The following is a 22,813-nucleotide window of genomic DNA, read 5'->3' as shown; positions in this document are numbered from 1 at the left end:
TGCAACGGCGACGGGCGCCGTTGCAGTGCCAAGGGCTACAGCGCGCCCACTTCCTTGTAGTAGCGCTCGGCACCGGGGTGCAGGGCGATCGGCAGGTTCTTCGCGGCGTTTTTCAACGTGATGTCCTTGGCCGCCGAGTGGGAGGTGCCCAGGCGGGGGAGGTTGTCGAACAGCAGCTTGGTCATCTGATAGGCCACTTCGTCCGGGACATCCGCGCGGGTTACCAGGATATTGGTGATGGCCACGGTGGGCACGGCATCCGCCTGGCCGTCGTAGGTGTTGGCGGGGATCATGGCGCTCTGGTAGGCCGGGTTGCCGATCTTCTGTACCACGTCAGTGGGAATCGACACGTAGTTCAATTTCATCGTCGACGCCAGGTCACGAATGGCGGCCATGCCCAAGCCGGAGGATTGCAGGGTGGCGTCCAGTTGGCGGTTCTTGATCAGGTCCACCGATTCGGCGAAGGGCAGGTATTGGACCTTCATATCGTTGTAGGTCAGGCCGGCGGCCTTGAAGATCGCCCGGGCGTTGAGTTCGGTGCCGGATTTTGCCGCCCCGACGGAAACGGTCTTGCCCTTGAGGTCCGCCAGGGTCTTGATCCCCGATTCTTCGCTGGCGACGATCTGGATGTAATTGGGGTAGGCGCCGGCAATCGCCCGCAGCTTGGTCAGCGGGGCCTTGAAGCCGGCATCTTCCACACCGTTTTTCGCATCGGCCACCGAATCGCCCAAGGCCAGCGCCAGCTCCCCACGCCCGGCTTGCAGCAGGTTGAGGTTTTCCACCGAAGCCTTGGTGGCCTGTACCGATGTCTTGGAACCTTCGATGCCGCTGCTGTAGATCTGGGAAAGCCCGACCCCGATCGGGTAATACACACCGCTGGTGCCGCCGGTCAGGATGTTGATGTACACCGGGGCAGCTTGGGCGGTGGTGGCGACCGCCAAGGCTGCGGCGGCGGCCAGGAGGGTGAAGCGCTTGTTGACTCGCATTGAGGACTCTCCGTCTTGTTATGGCTTTATGCAGAGTCTTTCCACTGTAGTCGAAACAAGGGTATTGGGTGGTGGCGAGTAAGCACGAGCAAAGAACTTTCGTAATCAGTTTGATTCGGGGCCGCTTCGCGCCCCAGCGGGAGCAAGCTCCCTCGCCACAAAAGCAATCTCGCCTAGCCGGAGGTATGCGCTCAGTAGCAGATATCCCCGTGGCGAGGGAGCTTGCTCCCGCTGGGGCGCGCAGCGGCCCTGGTCTTAGCGGTCTGGCTCGGAACGGAAACCTACCAGGGGAGCCGAACTGCCCCGCACGGTCAACTCGAACGGCAGCAGCACATGCCGCTGCGTGATGGGGCGCTTCTCGATCAAGGCAATCAGCATCTCCACGGCTTTGTGACCAAAGGTTTCAGCCGGTTGGGAAATGGTCGTCAACGGAGGATCGCAATACGCCGCGAACGGAATGTCGTCAAAACCCACCAGGGAAATATCCTCGGGCACCCGCAGGCCCATCTGCTTGATGCGCTTGAGCGCGCCGATGGCCATTTCGTCGTTCTCGCAGAACAGCGCGCTGGGGCGCTCGGCCAAGGCGAGCATCGTCCCGGCTCCTTCGTAGCCGGCCTTGAGGGTGAAGTCGCCGTGGCAGATCAGCTCAGGGTCGAGCGCGATGCCGGCGTCGTGCAAGGCGTCCTGGTAACCGGCCACGCGGTCGAGGGTCAGCGGGCTGCTGCGCGGGCCCTTGATGATGCCGATGCGACGATGGCCGAGCCCGATCAAGTGCTCGGTCATGGCGCGCGCGGCACCGCGGTTGTCCAGGCTGATGGTCGGGTAGGGCGCGTCCTTGACCACCTCGCAGGCGTTGACCAGCGGCAGCGCGTCGGTGCCGGGAGGCAATGAGACAAAGGGGTCGCTGGCGCGCAACTGGATCACGCCGTCGGCCTGATGGGCGTAGACCAGCGCGGCGAATTCCTGCTCGATGGCTTCGCGGCCCTGGGTGTCGCACAGCAGTAGCCGATAGCCGGCCGCTTGCGCCGCTTGTTGGGCGCCGCTGATGACCCGGGCGAAAAACGTGTTGGCGATTGTCGGCACGAGAATCACCAGGTTGCCGGTGCGCCGGGAGCGAAACTGCACCGCCATCAGGTTCGGTCGATAGCCGGCCTGGAGTACCGCTGCGTTGACCTTGTCCCGGGTCTCGGGCAGCACGCGTTCGGGAGATTTCAGTGTTCTGGACACCGTGGCCACCGACACACCGGCCAGCCGGGCCACTTCACGGATGTTGGACAAGGGCACCTCGATTCGGCGCCTGGCGACCCAGGCATGGCGGCGAGCTTACCGCAGGTTTGTCGCCCGACACATCTCAAGCCTGTTCCATAGCGTTTGACAGGCGACAAAACCAAGCCTAGATTCCCGTCATGATGTAACCGGTTACATCATCGATCCGGACAGAAGAGAATCGCGATGAATCCTGTAGCACCGAAAATAAGAATGGGCTTCGTCGGCGGTGGGGAGGGCGCATTCATCGGCCAGGCCCATCGTCAGGCCGCGGGCCTGGACGGCGGTTTCGAGCTGGTGTGCGGCGCGTTCAGCCGCGATCCCCACAACAACCGGCAGACCGGCGCGGCGTTGGGGCTGGCGGCATCGCGTTGTTACCACAACTGGCAACAGATGCTCGACGACGAAGCGCTGCTGCCGCTGGATCAGCGCATGGAATTGCTGGTGATCGTCACGCCCAATCACCTCCACGCGCCGATTGCCAGCCAGGCGTTGAAGGCCGGCTTCCACGTATTCAGCGAGAAGCCCGCCGCGCTGAATCTCAAGGAGTTGCTGGCCTTGAGGGACGTGCTGCAAGACAGTCGCTGCCTCTACGGCCTGGCCCACACTTACCTGGGCTATCCCATGGTCTGGCAGGCCCGGGAAATGGTGCGTTCGGGCGTGATCGGCCAGGTGCGCAAAGTGTTCGTCGAATACCCCCAGGGCTGGCTCAGCCAGGACCTCGCCGCCCAAGGCAACAAGCAGGCCGAATGGCGTGATGATCCGGCCCGGTCTGGCTTGGGTGGTTGCATCGGCGACATTGGCACCCACGCGTTTTCCCTGGCCGAGTTCGTCGCGGACCAACCGATCCAGCAGCTATGCGCCGCGTTGGGCAGCCATGTTCCGGGCCGGCAGTTGGACGATGACGCCGCGATGCTATTCAAGATGGAGGGCGGCGCCAGCGGCATGTTGCTCGCCAGCCAGGTCTGCACCGGTGAAGAGAACCCGCTGAAGATCCGCGTCTATGGCGACAAAGGCGCGCTGGAGTGGCGCCAGGAAGAACCGGCGAGCCTGATCCATCGCGCCGTCGACCAACCGCTGCGCGTCCTGCGCAGTGGTGTCGGCCAGCCTTGGCTGTGTGAAGCGGCGACTCGGCGGATGCGTCTGCCGGCGGGGCATCCGGAGGGTTATCTGGAGGCGATGGCCAACCTCTACGGCGATTTCGCCCAGGCCATTCGTGCCCAGGTCGAAGGCCCTGATGTGCCGGGCGTACCTGGCATCGAAACCGGCTTGCGCGGCATGGCGTTTATCGAGGCCGCCATCATCAATCACCGTGGCGAGGCAAAGTGGACCACGCTGGAAACCGGAGAATCGCAGCTGTGAAGACTCACGACCAGACACCGAGCGGCCTGCGTGGGCCGGCGATTTTCCTGGCGCAGTTCATGTCCGATGAAGCGCCGTTCGACAGCTTGGCGAACATCGCCCGCTGGGCCGCTTCGCAGGGCTACAAAGCCATCCAGGTGCCGACCCTGGGCACGCGTTACATCGACCTGGCCCGGGCCGCCGAGAGCCAGGCCTATTGCGACGAACTCAAGGCCACGTGCACCGCGGCCGGCGTGGAGATCAGCGAATTGTCGACGCACTTGCAAGGCCAATTGGTGGCGGTGCATCCGGCGTTCGATGCGTTGTTTGACGACTTCGCCCCGGCCCACCTGCGCGGCCAGCCCCAGGCGCGTACCGAGTGGGCCATCGAGCAACTGAAGCTGGCCGCCCGCGCCAGCCAGCGCCTGGGCCTCAAGGCCCACGCGACGTTTTCCGGTGCGTTGCTGTGGCCGTACATCTACCCGTGGCCGCAGCGCCCCTCGGGCCTGGTCGAGCAAGGCTTTGCCGAACTGGCCCGGCGCTGGCGGCCGATCCTCGATTGCTTCGATGCGGCGGGCGTGGACCTGTGCTACGAAATCCACCCAGGCGAAGACCTGCACGACGGCGCCTCGTTCGAGCGCTTCCTCGAGGCGGTCGACCATCATCCACGGGCCGCGATTCTCTACGATCCCAGCCACTTGTTGCTGCAACAGATGGATTACCTGGGCTTCATCGACCGCTACCACGCGCGCATCCGCATGTTCCACGTCAAGGACGCCGAGTTTCGCCCCGACGCCCGCTCCGGTGTCTATGGCGGCTACCAGGGCTGGGTGGATCGCCCGGGCCGGTTCCGTTCCCTCGGCGATGGGCAGATCGATTTCAAGGCGATTTTCAGCAAGCTGACCCAATACGGCTTTGATGGCTGGGCAGTGCTGGAGTGGGAGTGCTGCCTGAAGGATTCGCAACAGGGCGCGGCCGAGGGCGCGGCGTTCATCCAGCGGCACATGATCAACAAGACGGCCAAGGCGTTCGATGATTTTGCCGGAGTCACGGCGGATGAGGCATCCAACCGGCGGTTGTTGGGGTTGCCCCCAATGCGATGACGTAACCCTTGTGGCGAGGGGATTTAGCGAAACGTCGCACCGCCCCGCTGGGCTGCGCAGCCGCCCCCCAAATTTTTGCGGTCGCTTCGCAACCGAGCGGGGATAAATCCCCTCGCCACAAAGTGCTCTAAACGAGGCTTCAAATTTCACAAGAACAACAAGACGGTGACAGCCATGACCACGATAAACGCACGCCTCAGCGTGATGATGTTCCTGCAGTTCTTTATCTGGGGTGGCTGGTTCGTCACCCTCGGCACGTTCCTGTCCAGCACGCTGCAAGCCAGTGGCGGGCAGGTCGGCATGGCCTTCGCCACCCAGTCCTGGGGGGCGATCATCGCGCCGTTCGTGATCGGCCTGATCGCCGACCGCTACTTCAACGCCGAGCGCATCCTGGCGGTGTTGCACCTGGTGGGCGCGGTGTTGCTGTATCAGCTTTATTCGGCGGTGGATTTCGGCGCGTTCTACCCCTTCGTGCTGGCCTACATGGTGATCTACATGCCGACGCTGGCCCTGGTCAATTCCGTGGCCTTCCGGCAAATGCGCGACCCGGCGCTGGAGTTCTCACGCATTCGGGTCTGGGGCACCCTTGGCTGGATCGCCGCGGGCGTGGTGATCAGCTTCGTGTTCGCCTGGGATTCGCGCGAGGCGATTACATCCGGTGGCTTGCGCAACACCTTCCTGATGGCGGCCATCGCCTCGCTGGTCCTCGGGCTCTACAGTTTCACGCTCCCCGCCACGGCACCGCTCAAGGAGCAGGCGAGTGCGAGCGGCATCAAGCAATCCCTGGGGCTCGATGCGTTGGGCCTGCTCAAGGATCGCAGCTACCTGGTGTTCTTCATCGCCTCGATACTGATCTGCATCCCCCTGGCGTTTTATTACCAGAACGCCAATCCCTTCCTGGCCGAAACCGGCATGACCAACCCGACGGCGAAAATGGCCATCGGGCAGGTGTCCGAGGTGCTGTTCATGTTGCTGTTGCCGCTGTTCATCCAGCGCTTCGGCATCAAGTTGGCGCTACTGGTGGGGATGTTGGCGTGGGCGTTGCGCTACGTGCTGTTTGCCTACGGCGACAACGGCGAGCTGGCGTTCATGTTGTTCATCGGCATCGCCCTGCACGGCATCTGCTACGACTTCTTTTTTGTCTCGGGGCAGGTCTACACCGACGCCAAGGCGCCGAAACACCTGCGCAGCTCAGCCCAGGGCTTGATCACCCTGGCGACTTATGGCGTGGGGATGTTGATCGGTTTCTGGGTGGCGGGGCAGGTGACCGATCATTTCGTGGTGGAAGGCGGCCATGATTGGAAAAGCATCTGGCTGTTCCCGGCCGGTTTTGCGCTGGTGGTGTTCGTGGGTTTCCTGTTGACCTTCAGTGGTCGTCAAGCGGCCGTGGCACCGTCCAAGGCGTAAATGTGGGAAGAGCGTCAGTCACTTGTGACTGGCGCTCAGCTTGGTGTAGGTCACTTTCCCGCCTTCGTTGGAATAACCCTTGTTGTCCAGCGTGTAGACGCCGGCCTTGAAATAGAAGTCGTAGCCGTACCAGGACTTGTCCAGCTTCACCTGTTTGCCGCTGCTGCCGATCAGCATCGTGAGCTGGCCTTGCTTGTCCATTTGCAACGTGTAGGAGAAGGATTTGTTCAACGGCACCTTGGGCACGGTGTAGATCACCGGGCTCTTTTTGTCGTTGGGCTTGACCCGGTATTCCACGTCAATGTTGCCGGTGCCCTTTTCGTAGCGGTAAACCAGTTTCAACAACGGCGTCGGGGCATTCTTGGCGTGAATCTGCGCCACCACCACACGGCCTTCCGACGGCACCTGGTTGACCGACAGTTCGCCCTTGAGTGTGTTGGTGCCGCTGTTGTAGCGCCAATTGCGATGCTTCCCATCCTTGCTGGTTTCCCGCAGTTCGGAACGCGGGAATTTGCTGTTACCGGTATGGGAGCCGGTGACGGGCGCCCAGAAGACGATCCGCTGGCCGTTATTGTCGAAATACTTGTTTTTCAAACTCGGCATGGCTTTGGTCGCCACGACCTGCGCGGGCGTTTGCACCGGCAGGGTAACGCTCCAGACTGTTACGTCGATCATGATGAAACCCTCCAACGGGACCGGCCGTTACCTGGCGGTCGTCAAGACAAGAAACTGCCTTCCGTGGCGTAGTTTTCATGCTATCGACGCGAGTCTGTTTCGCTGGAGGCGCACCTGACGAATGGCTCTGCCATGGGCCTTTCGAGCCCTGAAATGGGCAGAGGATGTTGTGTCATTTTATTGCTGATCGGTTAGAGTACGCGCCGCCCGAGAGATGGATCCCGGGCGTTTATCCATGGAGCCTCAAATGAACCACATCAGCAAAGTTGTCGCCGGCGCACTGTTCGGCCTGGTCCTGGCGGGTTGCACCGGCACCCCGATGAAGACCCAGCAGTACGACAGCAGCCAATACACCGTCGTCGGTCACAGCGAAGCCAAGGCCACCGGCCTGCTGCTGTTCGGCGTGATCCCGATCCGCCAGAACAACCGTTTCGTCCGTGCCCAGACCGCGGCGATCCAGGCCAAGGGCGGCGACGCCATGATCAACACCCAAGTCCAGGAAAACTGGTTCTGGGCCTGGGTCCTGACCGGCTACACCACCTCGGTGTCCGGTGATGTGGTCAAGCTGAAGAACGTTCAGTAATACCGACCAGGTAAGTCCGCTTACCCGTGGCGAGGGAGCTTGCTCCCTCGCCACAAGAGCCTTTCTCCATTCAACGTCCTCCCACCACCATGTGACTGAACGGCGCTACATACGCCTGCAACGTCACCAGCCCGCCCACCAGGATCGCCAGCACCACCGAGTGGAAAAACACATAGCGCAGGATTTCCCCTTCGTGGCCGTACCAACGGGTTGCGGTGGAAGCGACCACGATCGACTGGGCGTCGACCATCTTGCCCATCACCCCGCCTGAACTGTTCGCGGCAGCCATCAACACCGGGCTGATTCCCAGTTGTTCCGCCGTGACCCGCTGCAATCCGCCAAACAGCACGTTGGAAGCCGTGTCCGAACCGGTCAGTGCCACGCCGAGCCAGCCCAGCAGCGTGCCGAACATCGGGTAGAAAATGCCCGTCGCGGCGAACGCCAGGCCCATGGTGGCGTCCAGGCCCGAATAACGCGTGAGGAAACCCAGCGCCAGCATCGCCACGATGGTGATCAGCGAATAGCGCACCACCCACAGCGTTCGAAGGTATTGGCGCGCCAGTTGCGGGATGGAATAGCCCATCAACAAGCCCCCCACGATCGCCGCCAGGAAGATGCCGCTGCCGGTGGCGGTGAACCAGTTGAACTTGTAGACCGCTTCCTCGGTTTTGGGCTGGGGCACCACCGGCGGGACTTTTTCGATCTGTTGATGGATGGTGCCGAAGGTCAGCAACGGCGAGAAGATCGGATTCGCCTCGCGCATTGGCTTGCCTTGTGGATCGAGCTTGACCGATTGGGTCTGCGGATCGATGGCCGGGCGGGTGTCGAAAATGTTCTTGAAGCCCTGGGTGCCCCAGGCGAACACGAATACGGTGAGGATGATCCACGGCATCCAGGCGCGCAGCACCGCGGGTCGAGCGTCATTGGAAAACGCGGCGCTGGCCACCGGCGTCTGTTGCTCGCTGGCGTCGATCTTCGAGTCATCGTGCCGCCCCGTCAGCGCCGCCGAAGTGTGCACCGTGGCCGGTTTCCACACCTTCAGGAAACCCGCGAGGCAGGCCATCGAAATGAGCGCGGCGATCACGTCCACCAGCATCGGCCCGTGGAAGTTCGACACCAGAAACTGCGGGATGGCGAAGCTGACGCCGGCCACCAGGATCGCCGGCCAGATCTCCAGCATCTTGCGCCAGCCGGCGAACGCCCAGATCAGCCAGAACGGCACGATCACCGAGAAGAACGGCAGTTGCCGACCGACCATCATCGACAGCTCCATCTCATCCAGTCCGGTGACTTTTGCCAGCGTGATGATCGGCGTGCCCAGGGCGCCGAACGCCACGGGGGCGGTGTTGGCGATCAACGCCAGGCCAGAGGCGGCCAGCGGCGAAAAGCCCAGCCCGATCAGGATCGCGCCAGTCACCGCCACCGGCGTGCCGAAACCCGCCGCGCCTTCGAAGAACGCGCCAAAACAAAAGGCGATCAACAGCAACTGCAAGCGGCGGTCATCGGTGATGCGCGCCAGGGAATCCTGCAGGACCTTGAACGAACCGTTCTCGGTGGTCAGCCGGTGCAGGAAGATGATGTTGAGCACGATCCAGCCGATGGGCAGCAGCCCGTTGGCCGCGCCGTAAAGCGCCGCCGAACCGGCCATGTTGGCCGGCATGCCGAAGGCAAAAATCGCGATGAGCAACGCCGAGGCCAGGGCGTACAGCGCCGCGAGGTGCGCCTTGACATGAAAGAACGCCAGGGACGCCAGCATCACTACCACCGGAACCGCCGCCAGGAACGTCGACAGCACCGCATTACCGAAGGGATCGTAGACTTGTTGCCAGACCATGTTCCACCTCTGCTTTTTATTGTTGGAAGTGCAGGCCCCGGGGGGATTGGCAGAGAAGTATAGGCGGGGATTTGTCCCTGGATTGCACGCAACTCCCTTTGTGGCGAGGGGATTTATCCCCGCTGGGTGGCGAAGCCGCCCCAAAATTTATGCATTGGCAAAAAACTTGGGACTGCTGCGCAGTCCAGCGGGGATGAATCCCCTCGCCACAAAGGGGATGTGCAGCGGCGGCTAGCGCGCTTCGACGTTGTCCAGGGCGCGATTCGCCAGCATTGCGCCCATTTCGATCAACTGCAGGATGCCCAGGGCAACGTGTCGTCGCGAGCCGTCCAGGTCGAACGCCAGGTCATTGATCATGGCGTTGGCCGAGGCGAGGGTTTCGCTGAGGTTGGCGAGCAGGGCTTCGGTGCCCACGCCATTGATCACGGTGAACAGTTGACTGGGGTCGGGTGTTGGTTTGCTGGGTTTAGGCTTGAGGTAGTAATCGAGGGCGCGGTCGGCGGCTTCGTCGAATGCCTTCGCGTCGGCTGGATCGGTGTCGGGAGGATTCGGGGTTACTTTGAACATAATGAAGGTCTCATGTGGAATTCAGAGGAGCCTTCACCCTCGCTACCAAACGAAGGGTGGCGGCCATACGAAGGTTGGTAGACCGGTCCACATGAACACCGGCGCGCCCGAAGACGCCCTACGCATGGCCACCATTGATACAGATGCGCAAGGGCAACTGAAACAGTGAAGCTGTGCGTCATGTAGAAGCCGGGCTACCAAACCCGATCGCTGATTTTCAGCGACCGAGCAACAGTAAAGCCCGGCCCCAAGGCGCGCAAGCCGGCGGATTCTGGCGTAGTTGTAGGTAACGGCGCAAGACGACGTAGCCCGAACGCGAAGGATCCTACAACCGAATAAACACAGCCCTCTGTAGGCTGAAAAGATGAGTAAACACAGAACCCGTGGCGAGGGGATTTAGCGAAACGTCGCACCGCCCCGCTGGACTGCGCAGCAGTCCCAATAGCAGTCACCTCGGTGTGTCAGGCTTATCTCCATCCACCTCTTTGGGGCGGCTTCGCCACCCAGCGGGGATAAATCCCCTCGCCACAAGAGCATCTCGCTTGTCTGAGGTGTGCGGTTCAGCCCTTCGCCGCCATCGCCGTCACTTCCACCCGCATCCCCTCGACCGCCAGCGCCGCCACGCCGACAGCCGCGCGTACGGGCCAGGGCTTGGCGAAGAAGCGTTTGTAGACTTCGTTGAAGGCTGCGCGGTCAGCCATGTCGGTGAGGTAGATGGTCAGGTGCAGCACGCGGTCCATGGAACTGCCGGCACGTTCCAGTGCAATCTTGAGCGCCTGCAACGTGCACTCGCTTTGCGCCGTGATGTCGCCCAGTTCCAGGCTGCCGTCGGCGCGGGTCGGGATTTGCGTGGAAACCAGCAGGCCGCCGAAGCCGGCGACGTCGGAGGAGATGGAGTCTGTATCCGGGTCGGGGGTGAAGGTGATGTCTGGGTTGCTCATGCAAAACCTCATGCTGGAAAAAAGGACCGCGGCAGTTTAGCGCCCATTGCTGCAACGTTCCTGCATTCCGTTATCCCAGTGCTCCCAGGCCGCTGCGCTGCACCAGCGCCTCAATGTAGACCTCCAGCGTCGTGATGCCGTGCAGGGCCGCGTCATCGCCCACATCGAAGCCGCTGTCGAGGCTGACGGCGCTCATGCGCGCATAGGATTGCGCCGCGGCGAGACTGAAACCGAGGCGCTGGAAGGCGCTTTCCCATTGGTCCCTGGGTATCACCTGGACCTCGACCGGCCGGCCGAGGGCCTTGGAAAAAGCCTGCGCCACGTCGTTGGGCGAATACAGGCGAGGTCCTTGCACGTGACGCACGCCAACGTCGTCAATCGACGATAGCATCCGTGCGGCCGCCACTTCGCCCAGGTCCCGAGGCGCCACCATGGGAAAGGCCAGGTCGGCGGGAAATAGCGTGGGGAGCTTGCCGGTATCTCGGACGGTGTCGAGCAGGCTGTCCCAGTTGCTCATGTAATAGGCGCCGCGATTGATCGCCGCCGGGATAGGCTGGTTGCGCAAGCCTTCTTCCAGTTCCCACAAGACGCTGAGATCGCCGATACGTTCGCCGGGCTGGGCGCCAGCGGTGGATTGCACCACGATTTTCTCAAGCCCCGAGCCATCAAGGGCGGACAGGATATTGGCGACGGTACCTCGTTCCACCACATCGGTATCGGTACTGGGGGCCGCCGACGGGTTGAGAATGAACGCCCTGCGCCCAAGTTGAAAGGCGGCGCGCAGTGACTCGACGTTTTCAGCATGCGCTTCGACGATCTGAGCGCCCCTGGCGTGCCATTCCGTGGCGTGGCTGGCGTTGCGGGTCATGACAATCACTGCATGCCCTGGCGCCAGTAAGGCTCGGGCCGTGGCCGATCCAACGTGGCCCGTGGCACCCATGATTACGTACATGGTTTCATCTTCCAGATCAAAGGCCGCCCTGGGCCGGGCGTTGAACGGTCACCCCCGATTCAAGGTGCGGCGGCGTGGCATTCATGCGCTCGATCAGTTGCTGCGCCTGCTCCCAACCCAGGTCAGGCGCCAGCCATTCGAGAGCGTCTTCTGCGTTGAACGCCAACAGGCGCTGCTGCTGGCTGGCGATGTCGCCATAGGTCACCAGGGCCAGGCCGTCGCAGCCCAAGGGGTTTTCGCAGGCCTGGGCCAGGGCGGCAATGAAGATCGGAGTCGATTGCCGGGAGGTCACGTAGGCAGGACGCTGTGCCGGGTGAGGCGCGGTCGGTTCCGGCGATTCATACCAGCCGTCCACCGCCACCAGCACGCGGCCCTCGCGCTTGATCTGGTCGAACACCTTGGAGCGCATCACCAGGTGCAACGGCAGGTGCGTCAGCGGAGGCATTGTTCCCACCGACCAGATGGGCGACCAGCCCCAGCGAACCTTGATGCACTCCAGGCGCCCACCACGACGGCGGATGGCGCTGACCTGCATGTTTGGCTCGATCATGCCGTGTCGCGGCTGCGTCTTCGGCGGCGTGGCCACGCACAATTCCACGGGCGTCAGGCTTGTCCCGAAATGACCGCCGGAGGTGTCTCGCTGGTCGAAATATGCCAGGGAGTCCTTGGAAGAAACGTGTTGAACAAGACCGTCACACATAGCGAAAACTCCCGGCAGCGAAGCGCAAAGGAACCTTGATGATCCCGCCGTCGAAACCGTGCTTGTCGAAGCGCAGCACGGTGGCTTGCGGCGGTGTTATGTAGGTCCGAGCCGTGGCGATATGCTTGGTTCGAAAATCCTTGCGACGGGGAGACGAGCGGGCAGTGGGGGGAATCAACCACCGTCTTCGCGAGCAGGCTCGCTCCCACAGTGAGCAGTGTTGTTTGTTGGACGCGGGCACGGCGCAGAACCTTTGTGGGAGCGAGCTTGCTCGCGATAGCGGTGGTTCAGCTTGCAGAGATGTTGAATGTACTGCCGCCATCGCGAGCAAGCTCGCTCCCACAGTGGACGGTGTTGTTCGTTTCGTCCCGGTTCTGATTGATAAAGTCCACGAATGCCCGTAGCGGCGAGGGCAGGTAGCGGCGGCCGGGATAGTAGAGGAACGGTCCGGTAAAGCGCTGCCACCATGGTTCAAGTACCGGCTCGAGTTCGCCGCTGTCGAGGTACGGCCGCAGCCAATCCTCGAACAAATGGACAACACCCAGGCCGTCGATGGCCGCTTGTACCGCCAGGTCCATGGCGCCGCCGATGCGCACGATCAACGGGCCGTTCGGCTCGACGCTGATGGTTTCCCCGTCACGTTCATACTCCCAGAGCGGCATGGCCCCGCTGGGAAACTTGCCGGCCAGGCACGCGTGCCGAAGCAGATCCCGCGGGTGCTCGGGCCGGCCCCGGGCGTCGAGGTATGCCGGCGAGGCGGCGGTGGCGAAGCGCTGCAAGCGCGGGCCGATGGGGATGGCGATCATGTCCTGCTCAAGGCGTTCGTCGTAGCGAATGCCGGCGTCACACCCGGCCGCGAGCATGTCGACGAAACTCTCCTCGGTGACCACTTCCAGTCTGATGTCGGGGTAGCTTTTCAAGAACGGCGCGATGATCGCGGGCAGCACCAGCCGGGCGGCGCTGACCGGCACGTTCAGCCTGAGGGTGCCTGAGGGGCGGTCGCGAAAATCGTTGACCACGTCCAGCGCCGATTCGACTTCGCCCAGGGCCGGCACGATGCGTTCCATCAACCGCGCCCCGGCCTCGGTCGGCACCACGCTGCGGGTGGTGCGGTTGAGCAGGCGCACGCCAAGGCGGCTTTCGATGCGGCGTACAGCATCGCTGAGGCTGGACGCGGATTTGCCGCTGAGCCGCGCGCCTTCACGAAACCCACCCGCATTTACCACCGCCACAAAGGACAGCAAGTCCTGGATATCCGTCGCCATTGTTCTCTCCGCCGTACAACCCGTTCGGATTGCACCCGATTATCAGTGGAGTGGTCAACGCCTATAGTCGGCCCAGGCACATTTAATCCAAGGGGTACGAGATGAGCAGGGCAGACACCGCAGGGACTTTTCAACTGGGCGATCGTGCGGTCAAGCGCATGGGCTATGGCGCGATGCAACTGGCGGGGCCCCAGGTCTTCGGGCCGCCCAAGGATCCGGCAGCGGCCATCGCCGTGCTGCGCGAAGCGGTGGCGGCGGGCGTCAACCATATCGACACCGCCGACTTCTACGGGCCCCATGTCACTAACCGGTTGATTCGTGAAGCGTTGCACCCTTACGCCGAGAATCTGGTCATCGTGACCAAGGTTGGCGCCGTGCGCGGTGCAGATGCGTCGTGGAACCCGGCCCACAGCCCGGCCGAGTTGACCCGCGCCGTCCATGACAACTTACGCAACCTCGGCGTGGATGTGTTGGAAGTGGTCAACCTGCGCGCCTGGGGCAATCTGCATGCACCCGCCGATGACGACATCGAGGAACAATTCTCGGCACTGGCCGAATTGCAGCGCCAGGGCTTGATCCGGCATCTGGGCCTGAGCAACGTCACGGCGTCCCAGGTCAAGCAGGCCCAGGGCATCGCGAAGGTGGCCTGTGTGCAGAACCACTACAACCTGACCCATCGTGACGACGAACAACTGATCGCCGAGTTGGGCAAGCAAGGCATCGCCTACGTGCCGTTTTTCCCATTGGGTGGGTTTACGCCGCTGCAGTCGCAAACCCTGTCGAGCGTAGCGGCGCGCCTGGAGGCGTCACCGTTGTGCGTCGCGCTGGCGTGGTTGCTGCAACGTGCGCCGAACATCCTGCTGATTCCCGGTACGTCATCCGTGGCGCATCTGCGGGAAAACCTCTCGGCGAGCGAACTGAAGATCCCGGCGCAGATGCTGGCCGAGTTGGACGGGTTGGTTCACTGAAGACGCGCGCCGGCGCCGATTGCGCTCGCAAAGTTGACACCCGTGGCGAGGGGATTTATCCCCGCTGGGCTGCGCAGCGGCCCCCAAACCATGTAACTCGGTGTGCCTGGAAGATAGGTTCACTTATTTAGGGCTGCTTCGCAGCCCAGCGGGGATAAATCCCCTCGCCACAGATGTTTCAGACAGGCCGCACCAGCCCCTAGCCGTCGCTTTTTTCCGTCTCGTTTCGGTGATGTTCAGGCCAGCTGTCAATCGGTCGCTGGCGGTCCTCGTTGAACATCTCGGTGAGCAGCGCATTGGCGCGACGGTAGGCGTCGTGCCGGAACTTGAGGTCGTCTTCCGGCTGGGCGACGATTTCCTCGAGCATGCGCAGGTTCAGGCGACGGAACTGATCGGCGCGCTCACGCGCCTCGTACGCACCGACGCCCATCTGCACCAACGCGCTGCGACCCAATGCCAGCGCGCTTTCGAAGGTTTCCCGCTCGGCGCTTTCCACGCCCAGTTGCCGCAGGGTGATCAGGTGCGCCATGTCCCGCGCCCGCACGATCAGTTTCAACCCGGGGAAATGCTCCTGGGCCATGCGGGTCAGCGTCAGGTTGTCCTGCTGGTCATCTATCGCATTGATCAGCACCACCGCCTGGGCCGCGCCGGCCGCGTGGAGCAGATCGAGGCGCGTGGCGTCGCCGTAGAACACTTTCACGCCGAATTTGCGCAGCGTCTCGATATTGTCAGGGTCATGATCCAGGACGACCACTTCGACGCCGCAGGACATCAGCAAACGTCCGGCGATCTGCCCGAAACGACCGAAGCCGGCGATGATCACCCGAGGGTTCTGCTGGTCGACGAGGTCGGATTCCTGGCTGTCCTTCTTGGTGGCCGACTCTATTCGGTCCAGCAGCAGGATCAGCAAGGGCGTCAGGCACATGGACAGGGCCACCGCGAGCGTCAGGCTCTTGCCCCATTGGTCGGTGAGAATGCCGGCCAGGGTCGCGGCGCCGAACACCACGAAAGCGAATTCGCTGCCCTGGCCGAGCAGCACCGCTTGCCAGGAGCGCTGGCCGGCGGGGACGTTGAGGAAGCGGCTGACGGTCTTGATCACCAGCAGTTTGATCAGGATGAAGCCCAGGGTCAGGGTGATGACTTTCAGCGGTGCGTTGATCAGCGTGCCGAAATCGATCGACATGCCGACGCCAATGAAAAACAGCCCCAGCAGCAGGCCTTTGAACGGCTCGATGTCGCTCTCCAGGGCATGGCGGTATTCGGAACTCGCCAACAAGACTCCGGCGAGAAACGCGCCCATGGCCATCGATAGGCCGGCTTCTTCGAGCAGAAAACCGAAACCGAACACCAGGAACAGCGCCACGGCACTGAAGATCTCCCGCAGGCCCGAGCGCGCGGCGAAACGCAGCAGCGGTCGCGTCACGTAGCGCCCGAGCAGCACGACGACGCTGATGGCGGCGACGATCTTCACGATCGACAGCGCCAGGGCCATGCCGGATGGGGTTTCGCCGTGGGCAGACAACAACGGGATCATGGCGACCAGGGGAATGGCCGCGATGTCCTGGAACAGCAGCACGGCAAAACTGCTGCGCCCGACGGCGGTGGCGGTCAGGTTGCGTTCGCTCATCGCCTGCATGGCGATAGCGGTGGAGGACAGGCTCAAGGTCAGGCCGACCAGCAGCGCTGCCGTCCAGTTCAAACCCAAGGCCGCGCAGAACGCCGCGATTGCGCCGCCGCAGGCCAGCATCTGCAAGGCGCCGCCGCCGAACACCATCCGGCGCAGCGCCCACAGGCGCTTGGGATCGAGCTCAAGGCCGATGATGAACAGCATCAACACGACGCCGATTTCAGCGAATTCCAGGATCGCCTTCACATCGGTGATGAGCTTGAGCCCCCACGGGCCGATCATGCAGCCGGCCAGCAGGTAACCCAACACCGGGCCCAGGCCGAAGCGCACGGCAATCGGCACGATCAGCGTCGCCGAGGCCAGGTAGATGAGCATTTCGATCAGGCTGTGCGTCTCCATCTCAATCTTCCTTCCAAGAGGCCAGGCGTGCGCCGTAGTGTTCGATTTGTGCGCGTTGGGCTTCGGACTCGGCGGCATACGCGCCGTGCACGACGACCGGCTCCAGCCAGCGCATGTGGCAGTAAAGCGCCGTGGCGTGGAGTGGCTGGGCCAGCGCTGAGAAGTCCGGGTACGCGCCGATCTGGAAATGTTCCCGCTCGCCACCCGTGGTGACGGCCCACAGCAGGCCCTTGCCATTGAGGGCCGTGGCGCCTTTGCCGTAGGCCCAGCCATGGGTGAAGACTTTGTCGATCCACAATTTCAAGAGGGGCGGCATGCTGTACCAGTACATTGGATGCTGGAGGACGATCAGATCCGCCTGTTCGACGGCGCGCTGTTCCGCCTCGACGTCGATGGCGAAGTCTGGGTAGAGATCGTAGAGCGACCGTATGACCACGTCCGGATTGGCGGACGCGCGCTTGAGCATCTGCTGGTTGACCCGCGACTGGTCGGGGTAGGGATGGGCGTAAACGATCAGGATCATCGGGGCAATTCCACGAGACAGGGGGCCGGGTCAAAAGGCCGGACATCCTACCGAAATCGCGTGGGTTTTAGGGCATCGTTGTTCAGCGCGCCTCGCCGGGGTCAATTGAGCGGCAGCGAGACCCTGGCTTCCAGGCCACCCTCGCGTCGATTCCTGAGCACCAGTGTCCCGCCATGCTCCAGCACCGTCGCCCGTGCCGCCGACAGGCCCAGGCCGACGCCGCCGGTGTTTTTGTTGCGCGAGCCCTCGACGCGAAAGAACGGCGCGAACACCTGCTCTTGATAGTGAGGCGCGATGCCCGGCCCGCGGTCGACGATGCGGATCTCGACGCAATCGGCGAAGGCTTTCAAACGAACGCCGGGCTCGCTGCCATATTTGACCGCGTTGTCGATCAGGTTGGTCAGCGCACGCTTGATCCCGATGGGTCGGCCGACATAGACAAAACGCTGGGCGCCTTCGAACGACACTTCGGTGCCGGCGTCCCTGAAGTCATCGACGACGGTGTGCAGCAGCTCAGCCAGATCAAATGCCGTGGCGTGTTCAAGGCGTGCTTCGTCGCGGAAGAATTCCAGTGCGGCGTTGACCATTGCCTGCATCTCGTCAACGTCCCTGAACAGCTTCGATTGCTGGTCGGCGTCCTCGATGAATTCCCCGCGCAGGCGCATGCGGGTCAACGGTGCGCGCAGGTCGTGGGAGATGGCCGCGAGCATCTGCGTGCGGTCCTGGACGAAGTGCTTGAGCTGGGCCTGCATGGCGTTGAACGCGAGGATCGCCTGGCGGATTTCATAGGGGCCCACGACTGGGATCGGCGGCGCCCGGAAGTCCACGCCGAAGCGCCGGGCGCCCTCGGCAAAGTGCTCCAGGGGGGTCGCCAGGTGTCGTGTGGCGATCAGGGCGACGATCAAGGTTGAGAGCAGGATCAGCGCGATGATGATCAGGTTGCGTTGCCATTCCCCCAGGCCCCAACTGCGGGATGACACCGAGAATATGACCCAGGTGTGGTCGGTCAGCTCGATGATCACCGCGTAGCGCCTGTCAGGATTATCCTTGGTTGGCCAATCGTCCGGCTCATAGGCCTCGATTCGGGCGTCGGGCCTGTTCAATTGCCGGCGCAGGAAAACCGAACCTTCACTGAACTCCGGGTCTCCGATGACTGGCAACCGCGCGTCCTCATAGCGCTGCAACCATTGCACGCTGAGCCCCGGGTCGCTGGCGGTCTTGGCGATGTCGTGGCGTTGCCCGGGAGCGGCGGAATCGATGATGCGCGTGATTGCCGCGGCCTTGTCCATCAGGCCGGTTTCCATCAGGGGAGGGCGTGCCCAGGCACCGGCCAATACCCCGAACAATTCGTTGAGGGCCAGCAACGTCAGCATCGCCACCATCGTGGTCAAGGCGATCCACCGCGCCACGGTGTCCCGTGGTCGAGACACCTTCGTGCCGCCCGGTGTCATCGCTTCACCACGTGGGGGCTGAACAAGTAGCCGCTGTTGCGGACGGTGCGGATCATCGACGGGCCCGTGACGTCGGTCTCCAGCTTGCGACGCAGTCGGCTGACCTGCACGTCGATGCTGCGGTCGAACGCATCGAAGGTTTCGCCACGGGCCAGGTCCAGCAGTTGCTGGCGGCTGAGCACCCGACGTGGATGTTCGACGAAGACCAGCAGCAGTTCGAACTCGCCGCTGGACAGGGGAATCATGACCTTGTCGGGGGAGCGCAACTCGCGGCGGGTGACGTCCAGTTGCCAGCCGTCGAATTCCAGGACCGGGCGGGTCAAGTCGCCCAAGGCGCCCCTGGCTTCACCGGTGCGCCGGAGGACGGCGCGTACCCGGGCCAGCAGTTCGCGGGCGTCGAAGGGTTTGGTCAGGTAGTCATCGGCGCCCATTTCCAGGCCGACGACGCGGTCGCTCAACTCGCCCATGGCGGTGAGCATGATGATCCCGACCCGGTGCTCGGTGCGCAGGCGCTGGCAGAGCACCAGTCCGTTGTCGCCCGGCAGCATCACGTCGAGGATGATCAGGTCCGGCTGTCGGCGTTCCACCGCTTGCCACAGCGCTTTGCCGTCGGCGGCGACTTCGACGCTATAGCCGTGTTGTTCGAGGAATTTGCGCAGGAGGGCGAGGACTTCGAGGTCGTCGTCCACCAGGAGTAAATGGCTCACGGGGGTCACGTCGGGCAATGAATACGGGTGGAATACTAGGGGCAATCCGGGGCTTGCGTCATATATTTCAATCCGGAAACAAAGCTGCCGGAGAGCAATATTCCGGAAATCTGTGGGCAAGAAAACGGCGGCAGGATGGGGTCGATTCCAGTTGGTTAGACGATGGCAAACGGAACCCGTGGCGAGGGGATTTATCCCCGCTGGGTTGCGAAGCAGCCCCAAAGCTGTTGACTCAATGAACCAGACGTACCGTGGTGCCTGGTTTTGGGGTCGCTTCGCAACCCAGCGGGGATAAATCCCCTCGCCACAGGAACCGCGTCATTGGCTGATTGGTATCGTCCCCATTCCTCCCCGAGATAGCCCCGCATGCCGATCACCAAACCCGCGCCGTTGCTTGTCCGATCCACCGTCATCGTCGCGCTGGCGGCACTCGCCAGCGGTTGCAGCAGTACGCCCACTGCCACGCCAGGCAGTTGCGAGAGCGTGCCCTTCGCCGTCCATGATCCAGCCGAACCGGTGAACCGTGGCATTTTCGCCTTCAACCGCACCGTCGACGATTACGCCCTGGCCCCGATCGCCCGTGGGTATCGCAAATTGCCGGACATGCTCCAGGCCGGCGTGCACAACTTCGTCGCCAACTTCGGCGAGCCCAAGGTGTTCATCAACGATTTGCTGCAAGGCAACGGGCAGCGTTCGGTCAACACACTGGGCCGTTTTGCCATTAACACCACGGTGGGTATCGTCGGCTTGATCGATGTGTCGGGCAAGCTGGGCATCGAACGCCACGAGTCCGATTTCGGCCAGACGTTTGGCGTCTGGAACATCGCTCCCGGACCGATCGTCGAGCTGCCGCTGCTGGGCACCGCCAACCTGAGGGACGCGACCGGCAAGGTGGTGAGCTTTGCGGTCGATCCGTTCGGCGACAACAGCGATACCGTTGAAACCCTGGGCACGATCAAGACCGTGGGTGGCGTCGTCGATGGCCGCGCGGAGGCGTTGCCACTCACCGACAAGCTGCAGACCCAGCCGGATTACTACGTGGCGCTTCGCGACGCCATCGCCCAGCGCCGTGCCGATTTTGTCGCGCAAGGAAAGTTGGGTTCCGTCCAGGACGCTCCACGATGTGGGGAAGAGGGCGCCGCGAATGAATAGCCAGGCGCTGGTCCTGCATCGACGGGTAAAAACCCTCGATCAGGGAATGTTGCATTGCCGCGAAATGGAGCTGCGGGTGGCCGAGGACGGCCGCCATGTGCTGTTCAGCCGCTACGTCGAATGGTACGACCCGCAGCAGGCCGGCCAATGCGCAACCCAGCACTATCGGGTGCCGTTGGCGAGCATGATTCGCTGGATGATCAATAACGGTGAGCGGAGGGAGGCGCCGTGACGAAGGTCGACGGCCCCGGTGTCTTTGAGCCCCGGGGCCCATGAAACATTTCTACATAATTCCAGCCTGATTTTAGTTGTACGATGTCGTACGTAATGTGGTCGACTGTTTCCGTTTCTCACAAAAAAAACAACGGAGACTCATCCATGTCGAGCATTCCTTCCGCCGAAGGCCAGGCCGTGGCTCCCGCGCAGAGCCGCTTCGTACGCCTCTTGAAGCTTCTTGGCCCCGGCATCATTGCCGTGCTGTCCTGGCTGGGCGCCGGCGACCTCATCACGTCTTCCGTGGCCGGTGCGAACTATGGCTACGCCATGATGTGGGTGCTGGCGGTGTCCCTGCTGCTGCGATACCTGATCGTCAACATCATCGCGCGCTTCCAGCTCTGCAATAACCAGGGCATGACCATCCTCCAGGGCTACGCCCAGCTCAATCCGTTCTTCGCCTGGTTCCTGCTGGTGTACGCGCTGCTCATGGGCCATTTGATGAACGCCTACATGATCAAGGGCGCCGGCGAGGCCCTGGCGATGCTGCTCAAGGTCGACTACCCGCTGCTGTGCTCGGTGGCGGTGGTGCTGGCGGTGTGGATGCTCGTCGGGCGCAATATCTATTCGATGATCGAAGGCGTGATGAAGGCCTTGCTGGCGATCATGACGCTGGCATTCCTGGCCCTGGCGGTCATGTCCGGTCCGGATGTCGCCGGGATCGTCAAAGGCACCATCGGCTTCAGCATTCCGCCCGATGAAGGCGTGCACGGTGCGCTGCTGGTGGCGGTCTCGGTGATCGGTGCGGTGGCGGGCTCCATCGCCAACTTCGTCCACCCTTATGTCATGCGCCAGAAAGGCTGGGTCGGGCCGGAGCACAAGCGTATCCAGCGCAACGACCTGCTGTTTGCGGTGTTCGTCGGGATCGTCATCAACCTCGCGATCTGGATCGTTGGCGCGGAGATCCTTCGGCCAAACGGTATCGAGGTGAAAACCCTCGGCGACCTGGGCAAGGCCCTGGAAATGTTCTTTGGCTCGATCGGTTGGTACGTGTTCTTCATCGGCGTCTTCGCTACGCTGTTCGCCAGCATTTCCGGCAAGACCACGGCGTTCCCGATGTTGATCACCGATGCTTTCCAGCACGTGCGACCCGAGCGTCGCGAGCGCTATGGCAAGGAATTCCACCGCGACCCGATGCACAAGTGGTTCATGCTGTTCATCCTCGTCACGCCGTTGATCTGGTCGTTGCCGGGCATGCCGGACTTCGTGACCCTGACCATCGGTGTCAATGCACTGAACATCGTTGGCCTGCCGGTGATCTCCCTGGGCCTGCTGATCATGTCCAACCAGAAATCGCTGCTGGGCAAGGAATACCGCAACAATCTGTTCGAGAACATTGCGCTGATGTTTGCGACCGGCCTGGCGTTGTGGGTGGCATTCCAGTTGGGCGTCGATCTGTTCACCTGAGTCCATTCACCTCCGGAGGGACTGCTAGACTTCACGGTCCAGTCCCTTTCGGAGAATCCGAATGAACAACAAGAACAGGATCTGCCTCTGGTACGACGGCACTGCGCAAGAGGCGGCGGAATTTTACGCAAGAACCTTTCCCGACAGCGCGGTGAACGCCATCCACCACGCGCCGGGCGATTACCCGTCGGGCAGCCAGGGCGATGTGATCACGGTGGATTTCACGGTGATCGGCATTCCTTGCATCGGCTTGAACGGCGGGGCGATGTTCAAGCACAGCGAGGCGTTTTCGTTCCAGATCGCAACCGACGACCAGGCCGAGACCGACCGCTTGTGGAACGCGATCATCGACAACGGCGGCCAGGCGAGTGCCTGCGGCTGGTGCAAGGACAAGTGGGGCGTGTCGTGGCAGATCAGCCCGCGGGTGCTGGTGGATGCGGTCACCAGTGCCGACAAAGCCGCCGCCAAGCGCGCCTTCGAGGCCATGATGACGATGACCAAGATCGACATCGCGGCGATCGAGGCGGCGGTGAAAGGGTAGCTTGCGGTCGGAAGAAAAGACCATGCAAGCTGACCCTACGCGATCGCGAGCAAGCTCGCTCCCACATTTATTAGGGTGACTTCGATTCTCCTGCCAGCACGGAACCCTGTGGGAGCGAGCTTGCTCGCGATGGCGCACGCACAGC

23 protein-coding genes are annotated in these 22,813 nt (G+C 62.6%); 9 read left to right on the top strand and 14 right to left on the bottom strand.

Annotated features, from left to right (window positions below; all coding sequences use genetic code 11):
• Nucleotides 1-35: 35 nt before the first annotated feature.
• Together KSS97_RS18700 and KSS97_RS18695 are read right to left on the bottom strand one after the other, a co-directional pair.
• Nucleotides 36-986: a TAXI family TRAP transporter solute-binding subunit gene (locus tag KSS97_RS18700; RefSeq protein WP_217859884.1), complete on the bottom strand. Its 951-nt coding sequence runs from the start codon at nucleotides 984-986 to the stop codon at nucleotides 36-38.
• A gap of 255 nt (nucleotides 987-1,241) precedes the next feature.
• Nucleotides 1,242-2,264 carry a LacI family DNA-binding transcriptional regulator gene (locus KSS97_RS18695; protein ID WP_217859883.1) on the bottom strand — a complete coding sequence of 341 codons (1,023 nt, stop codon included), beginning with the start codon at nucleotides 2,262-2,264 and terminating at the stop codon, nucleotides 1,242-1,244.
• Nucleotides 2,265-2,438: 174 nt separating this feature from the next.
• Between KSS97_RS18695 and KSS97_RS18690 the strand changes: the two genes are divergently transcribed.
• From KSS97_RS18690 to KSS97_RS18680, 3 genes are all read left to right on the top strand, one after another.
• Nucleotides 2,439-3,614 carry a Gfo/Idh/MocA family protein gene (locus KSS97_RS18690; protein WP_217859882.1) on the top strand — a complete coding sequence of 392 codons (1,176 nt, stop codon included), beginning with the start codon at nucleotides 2,439-2,441 and terminating at the stop codon, nucleotides 3,612-3,614.
• Between the two features lie 59 nt (nucleotides 3,615-3,673).
• A complete protein-coding gene (locus KSS97_RS18685; protein ID WP_438269641.1) occupies nucleotides 3,674-4,696 on the top strand; it encodes a sugar phosphate isomerase/epimerase family protein in 1,023 nt (340 codons plus the stop codon).
• A 174-nt stretch (nucleotides 4,697-4,870) separates the two neighbouring features.
• Complete coding sequence (locus KSS97_RS18680; RefSeq protein ID WP_217859881.1) at nucleotides 4,871-6,103, top strand: nucleoside permease; 1,233 nt, start codon at nucleotides 4,871-4,873, stop codon at nucleotides 6,101-6,103.
• Between the two features lie 18 nt (nucleotides 6,104-6,121).
• Here KSS97_RS18680 and KSS97_RS18675 read toward each other — a convergent pair whose 3' ends face one another.
• The gene (locus KSS97_RS18675; RefSeq protein WP_030141371.1) at nucleotides 6,122-6,778 is read right to left on the bottom strand and encodes a polysaccharide lyase family 7 protein; all 657 of its coding nucleotides are present in this window, start codon (nucleotides 6,776-6,778) and stop codon (nucleotides 6,122-6,124) included.
• Between the two features lie 247 nt (nucleotides 6,779-7,025).
• Between KSS97_RS18675 and KSS97_RS18670 the strand changes: the two genes are divergently transcribed.
• Nucleotides 7,026-7,361 (top strand): hypothetical protein, encoded by a 336-nt coding sequence (locus KSS97_RS18670; RefSeq protein ID WP_030141372.1) that lies wholly within the window; start codon nucleotides 7,026-7,028, stop codon nucleotides 7,359-7,361.
• Nucleotides 7,362-7,431: 70 nt separating this feature from the next.
• Here KSS97_RS18670 and KSS97_RS18665 read toward each other — a convergent pair whose 3' ends face one another.
• The 7 genes from KSS97_RS18665 to KSS97_RS18635 form a co-directional block, all read right to left on the bottom strand.
• Nucleotides 7,432-9,195, bottom strand: a complete 1,764-nt coding sequence (locus KSS97_RS18665) for an L-lactate permease (protein ID WP_217859880.1) — start codon at nucleotides 9,193-9,195, stop codon at nucleotides 7,432-7,434.
• A gap of 231 nt (nucleotides 9,196-9,426) precedes the next feature.
• Nucleotides 9,427-9,762, bottom strand: a complete 336-nt coding sequence (locus KSS97_RS18660) for a DUF6124 family protein (protein ID WP_217859879.1) — start codon at nucleotides 9,760-9,762, stop codon at nucleotides 9,427-9,429.
• Between the two features lie 560 nt (nucleotides 9,763-10,322).
• Nucleotides 10,323-10,703, bottom strand: coding sequence for a RidA family protein (locus tag KSS97_RS18655; RefSeq protein ID WP_198798187.1), 381 nt, complete (start codon nucleotides 10,701-10,703; stop codon nucleotides 10,323-10,325).
• 70 nt (nucleotides 10,704-10,773) lie between these two features.
• Nucleotides 10,774-11,655 (bottom strand): NmrA family NAD(P)-binding protein, encoded by an 882-nt coding sequence (locus KSS97_RS18650; protein WP_217859878.1) that lies wholly within the window; start codon nucleotides 11,653-11,655, stop codon nucleotides 10,774-10,776.
• A 16-nt stretch (nucleotides 11,656-11,671) separates the two neighbouring features.
• A complete protein-coding gene (locus KSS97_RS18645) occupies nucleotides 11,672-12,355 on the bottom strand; it encodes an SOS response-associated peptidase family protein (protein ID WP_217859877.1) in 684 nt (227 codons plus the stop codon).
• Complete coding sequence (locus KSS97_RS18640; protein ID WP_148290007.1) at nucleotides 12,348-12,533, bottom strand: hypothetical protein; 186 nt, start codon at nucleotides 12,531-12,533, stop codon at nucleotides 12,348-12,350. Before KSS97_RS18640 ends, KSS97_RS18645 begins: the two co-directional genes overlap by 8 nt.
• 109 nt (nucleotides 12,534-12,642) lie before the next feature.
• The gene (locus KSS97_RS18635) at nucleotides 12,643-13,620 is read right to left on the bottom strand and encodes a LysR family transcriptional regulator (protein ID WP_217859876.1); all 978 of its coding nucleotides are present in this window, start codon (nucleotides 13,618-13,620) and stop codon (nucleotides 12,643-12,645) included.
• A 101-nt stretch (nucleotides 13,621-13,721) separates the two neighbouring features.
• Between KSS97_RS18635 and KSS97_RS18630 the strand changes: the two genes are divergently transcribed.
• Nucleotides 13,722-14,588, top strand: coding sequence for an aldo/keto reductase family oxidoreductase (locus tag KSS97_RS18630; RefSeq protein WP_217859875.1), 867 nt, complete (start codon nucleotides 13,722-13,724; stop codon nucleotides 14,586-14,588).
• Nucleotides 14,589-14,787: 199 nt separating this feature from the next.
• On the opposite strand, the gene kefC is transcribed toward KSS97_RS18630, so the two are convergent.
• The 4 genes from kefC to KSS97_RS18610 form a co-directional block, all read right to left on the bottom strand.
• Nucleotides 14,788-16,614: a glutathione-regulated potassium-efflux system protein KefC gene (kefC, locus tag KSS97_RS18625; RefSeq protein ID WP_217859874.1), complete on the bottom strand. Its 1,827-nt coding sequence runs from the start codon at nucleotides 16,612-16,614 to the stop codon at nucleotides 14,788-14,790.
• 1 nt (nucleotide 16,615) lies between these two features.
• Nucleotides 16,616-17,137 carry a glutathione-regulated potassium-efflux system oxidoreductase KefF gene (gene kefF, locus KSS97_RS18620; protein WP_030141381.1) on the bottom strand — a complete coding sequence of 174 codons (522 nt, stop codon included), beginning with the start codon at nucleotides 17,135-17,137 and terminating at the stop codon, nucleotides 16,616-16,618.
• A 101-nt stretch (nucleotides 17,138-17,238) separates the two neighbouring features.
• Entirely contained in the window at nucleotides 17,239-18,588 is a 1,350-nt protein-coding gene (locus tag KSS97_RS18615) for a sensor histidine kinase (RefSeq protein WP_217859873.1), read from the bottom strand.
• Nucleotides 18,585-19,295: a response regulator gene (locus KSS97_RS18610; RefSeq protein ID WP_030141383.1), complete on the bottom strand. Its 711-nt coding sequence runs from the start codon at nucleotides 19,293-19,295 to the stop codon at nucleotides 18,585-18,587. Before KSS97_RS18610 ends, KSS97_RS18615 begins: the two co-directional genes overlap by 4 nt.
• A gap of 366 nt (nucleotides 19,296-19,661) precedes the next feature.
• On the opposite strand from KSS97_RS18610, the gene KSS97_RS18605 reads away from it, so the two are divergent.
• From KSS97_RS18605 to KSS97_RS18590, 4 genes are all read left to right on the top strand, one after another.
• Nucleotides 19,662-20,447: an MlaA family lipoprotein gene (locus tag KSS97_RS18605; protein WP_217859872.1), complete on the top strand. Its 786-nt coding sequence runs from the start codon at nucleotides 19,662-19,664 to the stop codon at nucleotides 20,445-20,447.
• Nucleotides 20,440-20,679, top strand: coding sequence for a hypothetical protein (locus tag KSS97_RS18600; protein ID WP_030141385.1), 240 nt, complete (start codon nucleotides 20,440-20,442; stop codon nucleotides 20,677-20,679). The genes KSS97_RS18605 and KSS97_RS18600 overlap by 8 nt, the downstream gene beginning before the upstream one ends.
• 146 nt (nucleotides 20,680-20,825) lie before the next feature.
• The gene (locus tag KSS97_RS18595) at nucleotides 20,826-22,127 is read left to right on the top strand and encodes an Nramp family divalent metal transporter (RefSeq protein WP_198798193.1); all 1,302 of its coding nucleotides are present in this window, start codon (nucleotides 20,826-20,828) and stop codon (nucleotides 22,125-22,127) included.
• 61 nt (nucleotides 22,128-22,188) lie between these two features.
• Nucleotides 22,189-22,668, top strand: coding sequence for a VOC family protein (locus KSS97_RS18590; RefSeq protein WP_030141387.1), 480 nt, complete (start codon nucleotides 22,189-22,191; stop codon nucleotides 22,666-22,668).
• Nucleotides 22,669-22,813 lie beyond the last annotated feature (145 nt).

Origin of the sequence: Pseudomonas alvandae, from assembly GCF_019141525.1 — a bacterium.
In the GTDB taxonomy this organism is placed as follows: Bacteria; Pseudomonadota; Gammaproteobacteria; order Pseudomonadales; family Pseudomonadaceae; genus Aquipseudomonas; species Aquipseudomonas alvandae.
Note: the sequence above shows the minus strand (reverse complement) of the source record. Positions and strands in the feature narration are given on the sequence as shown.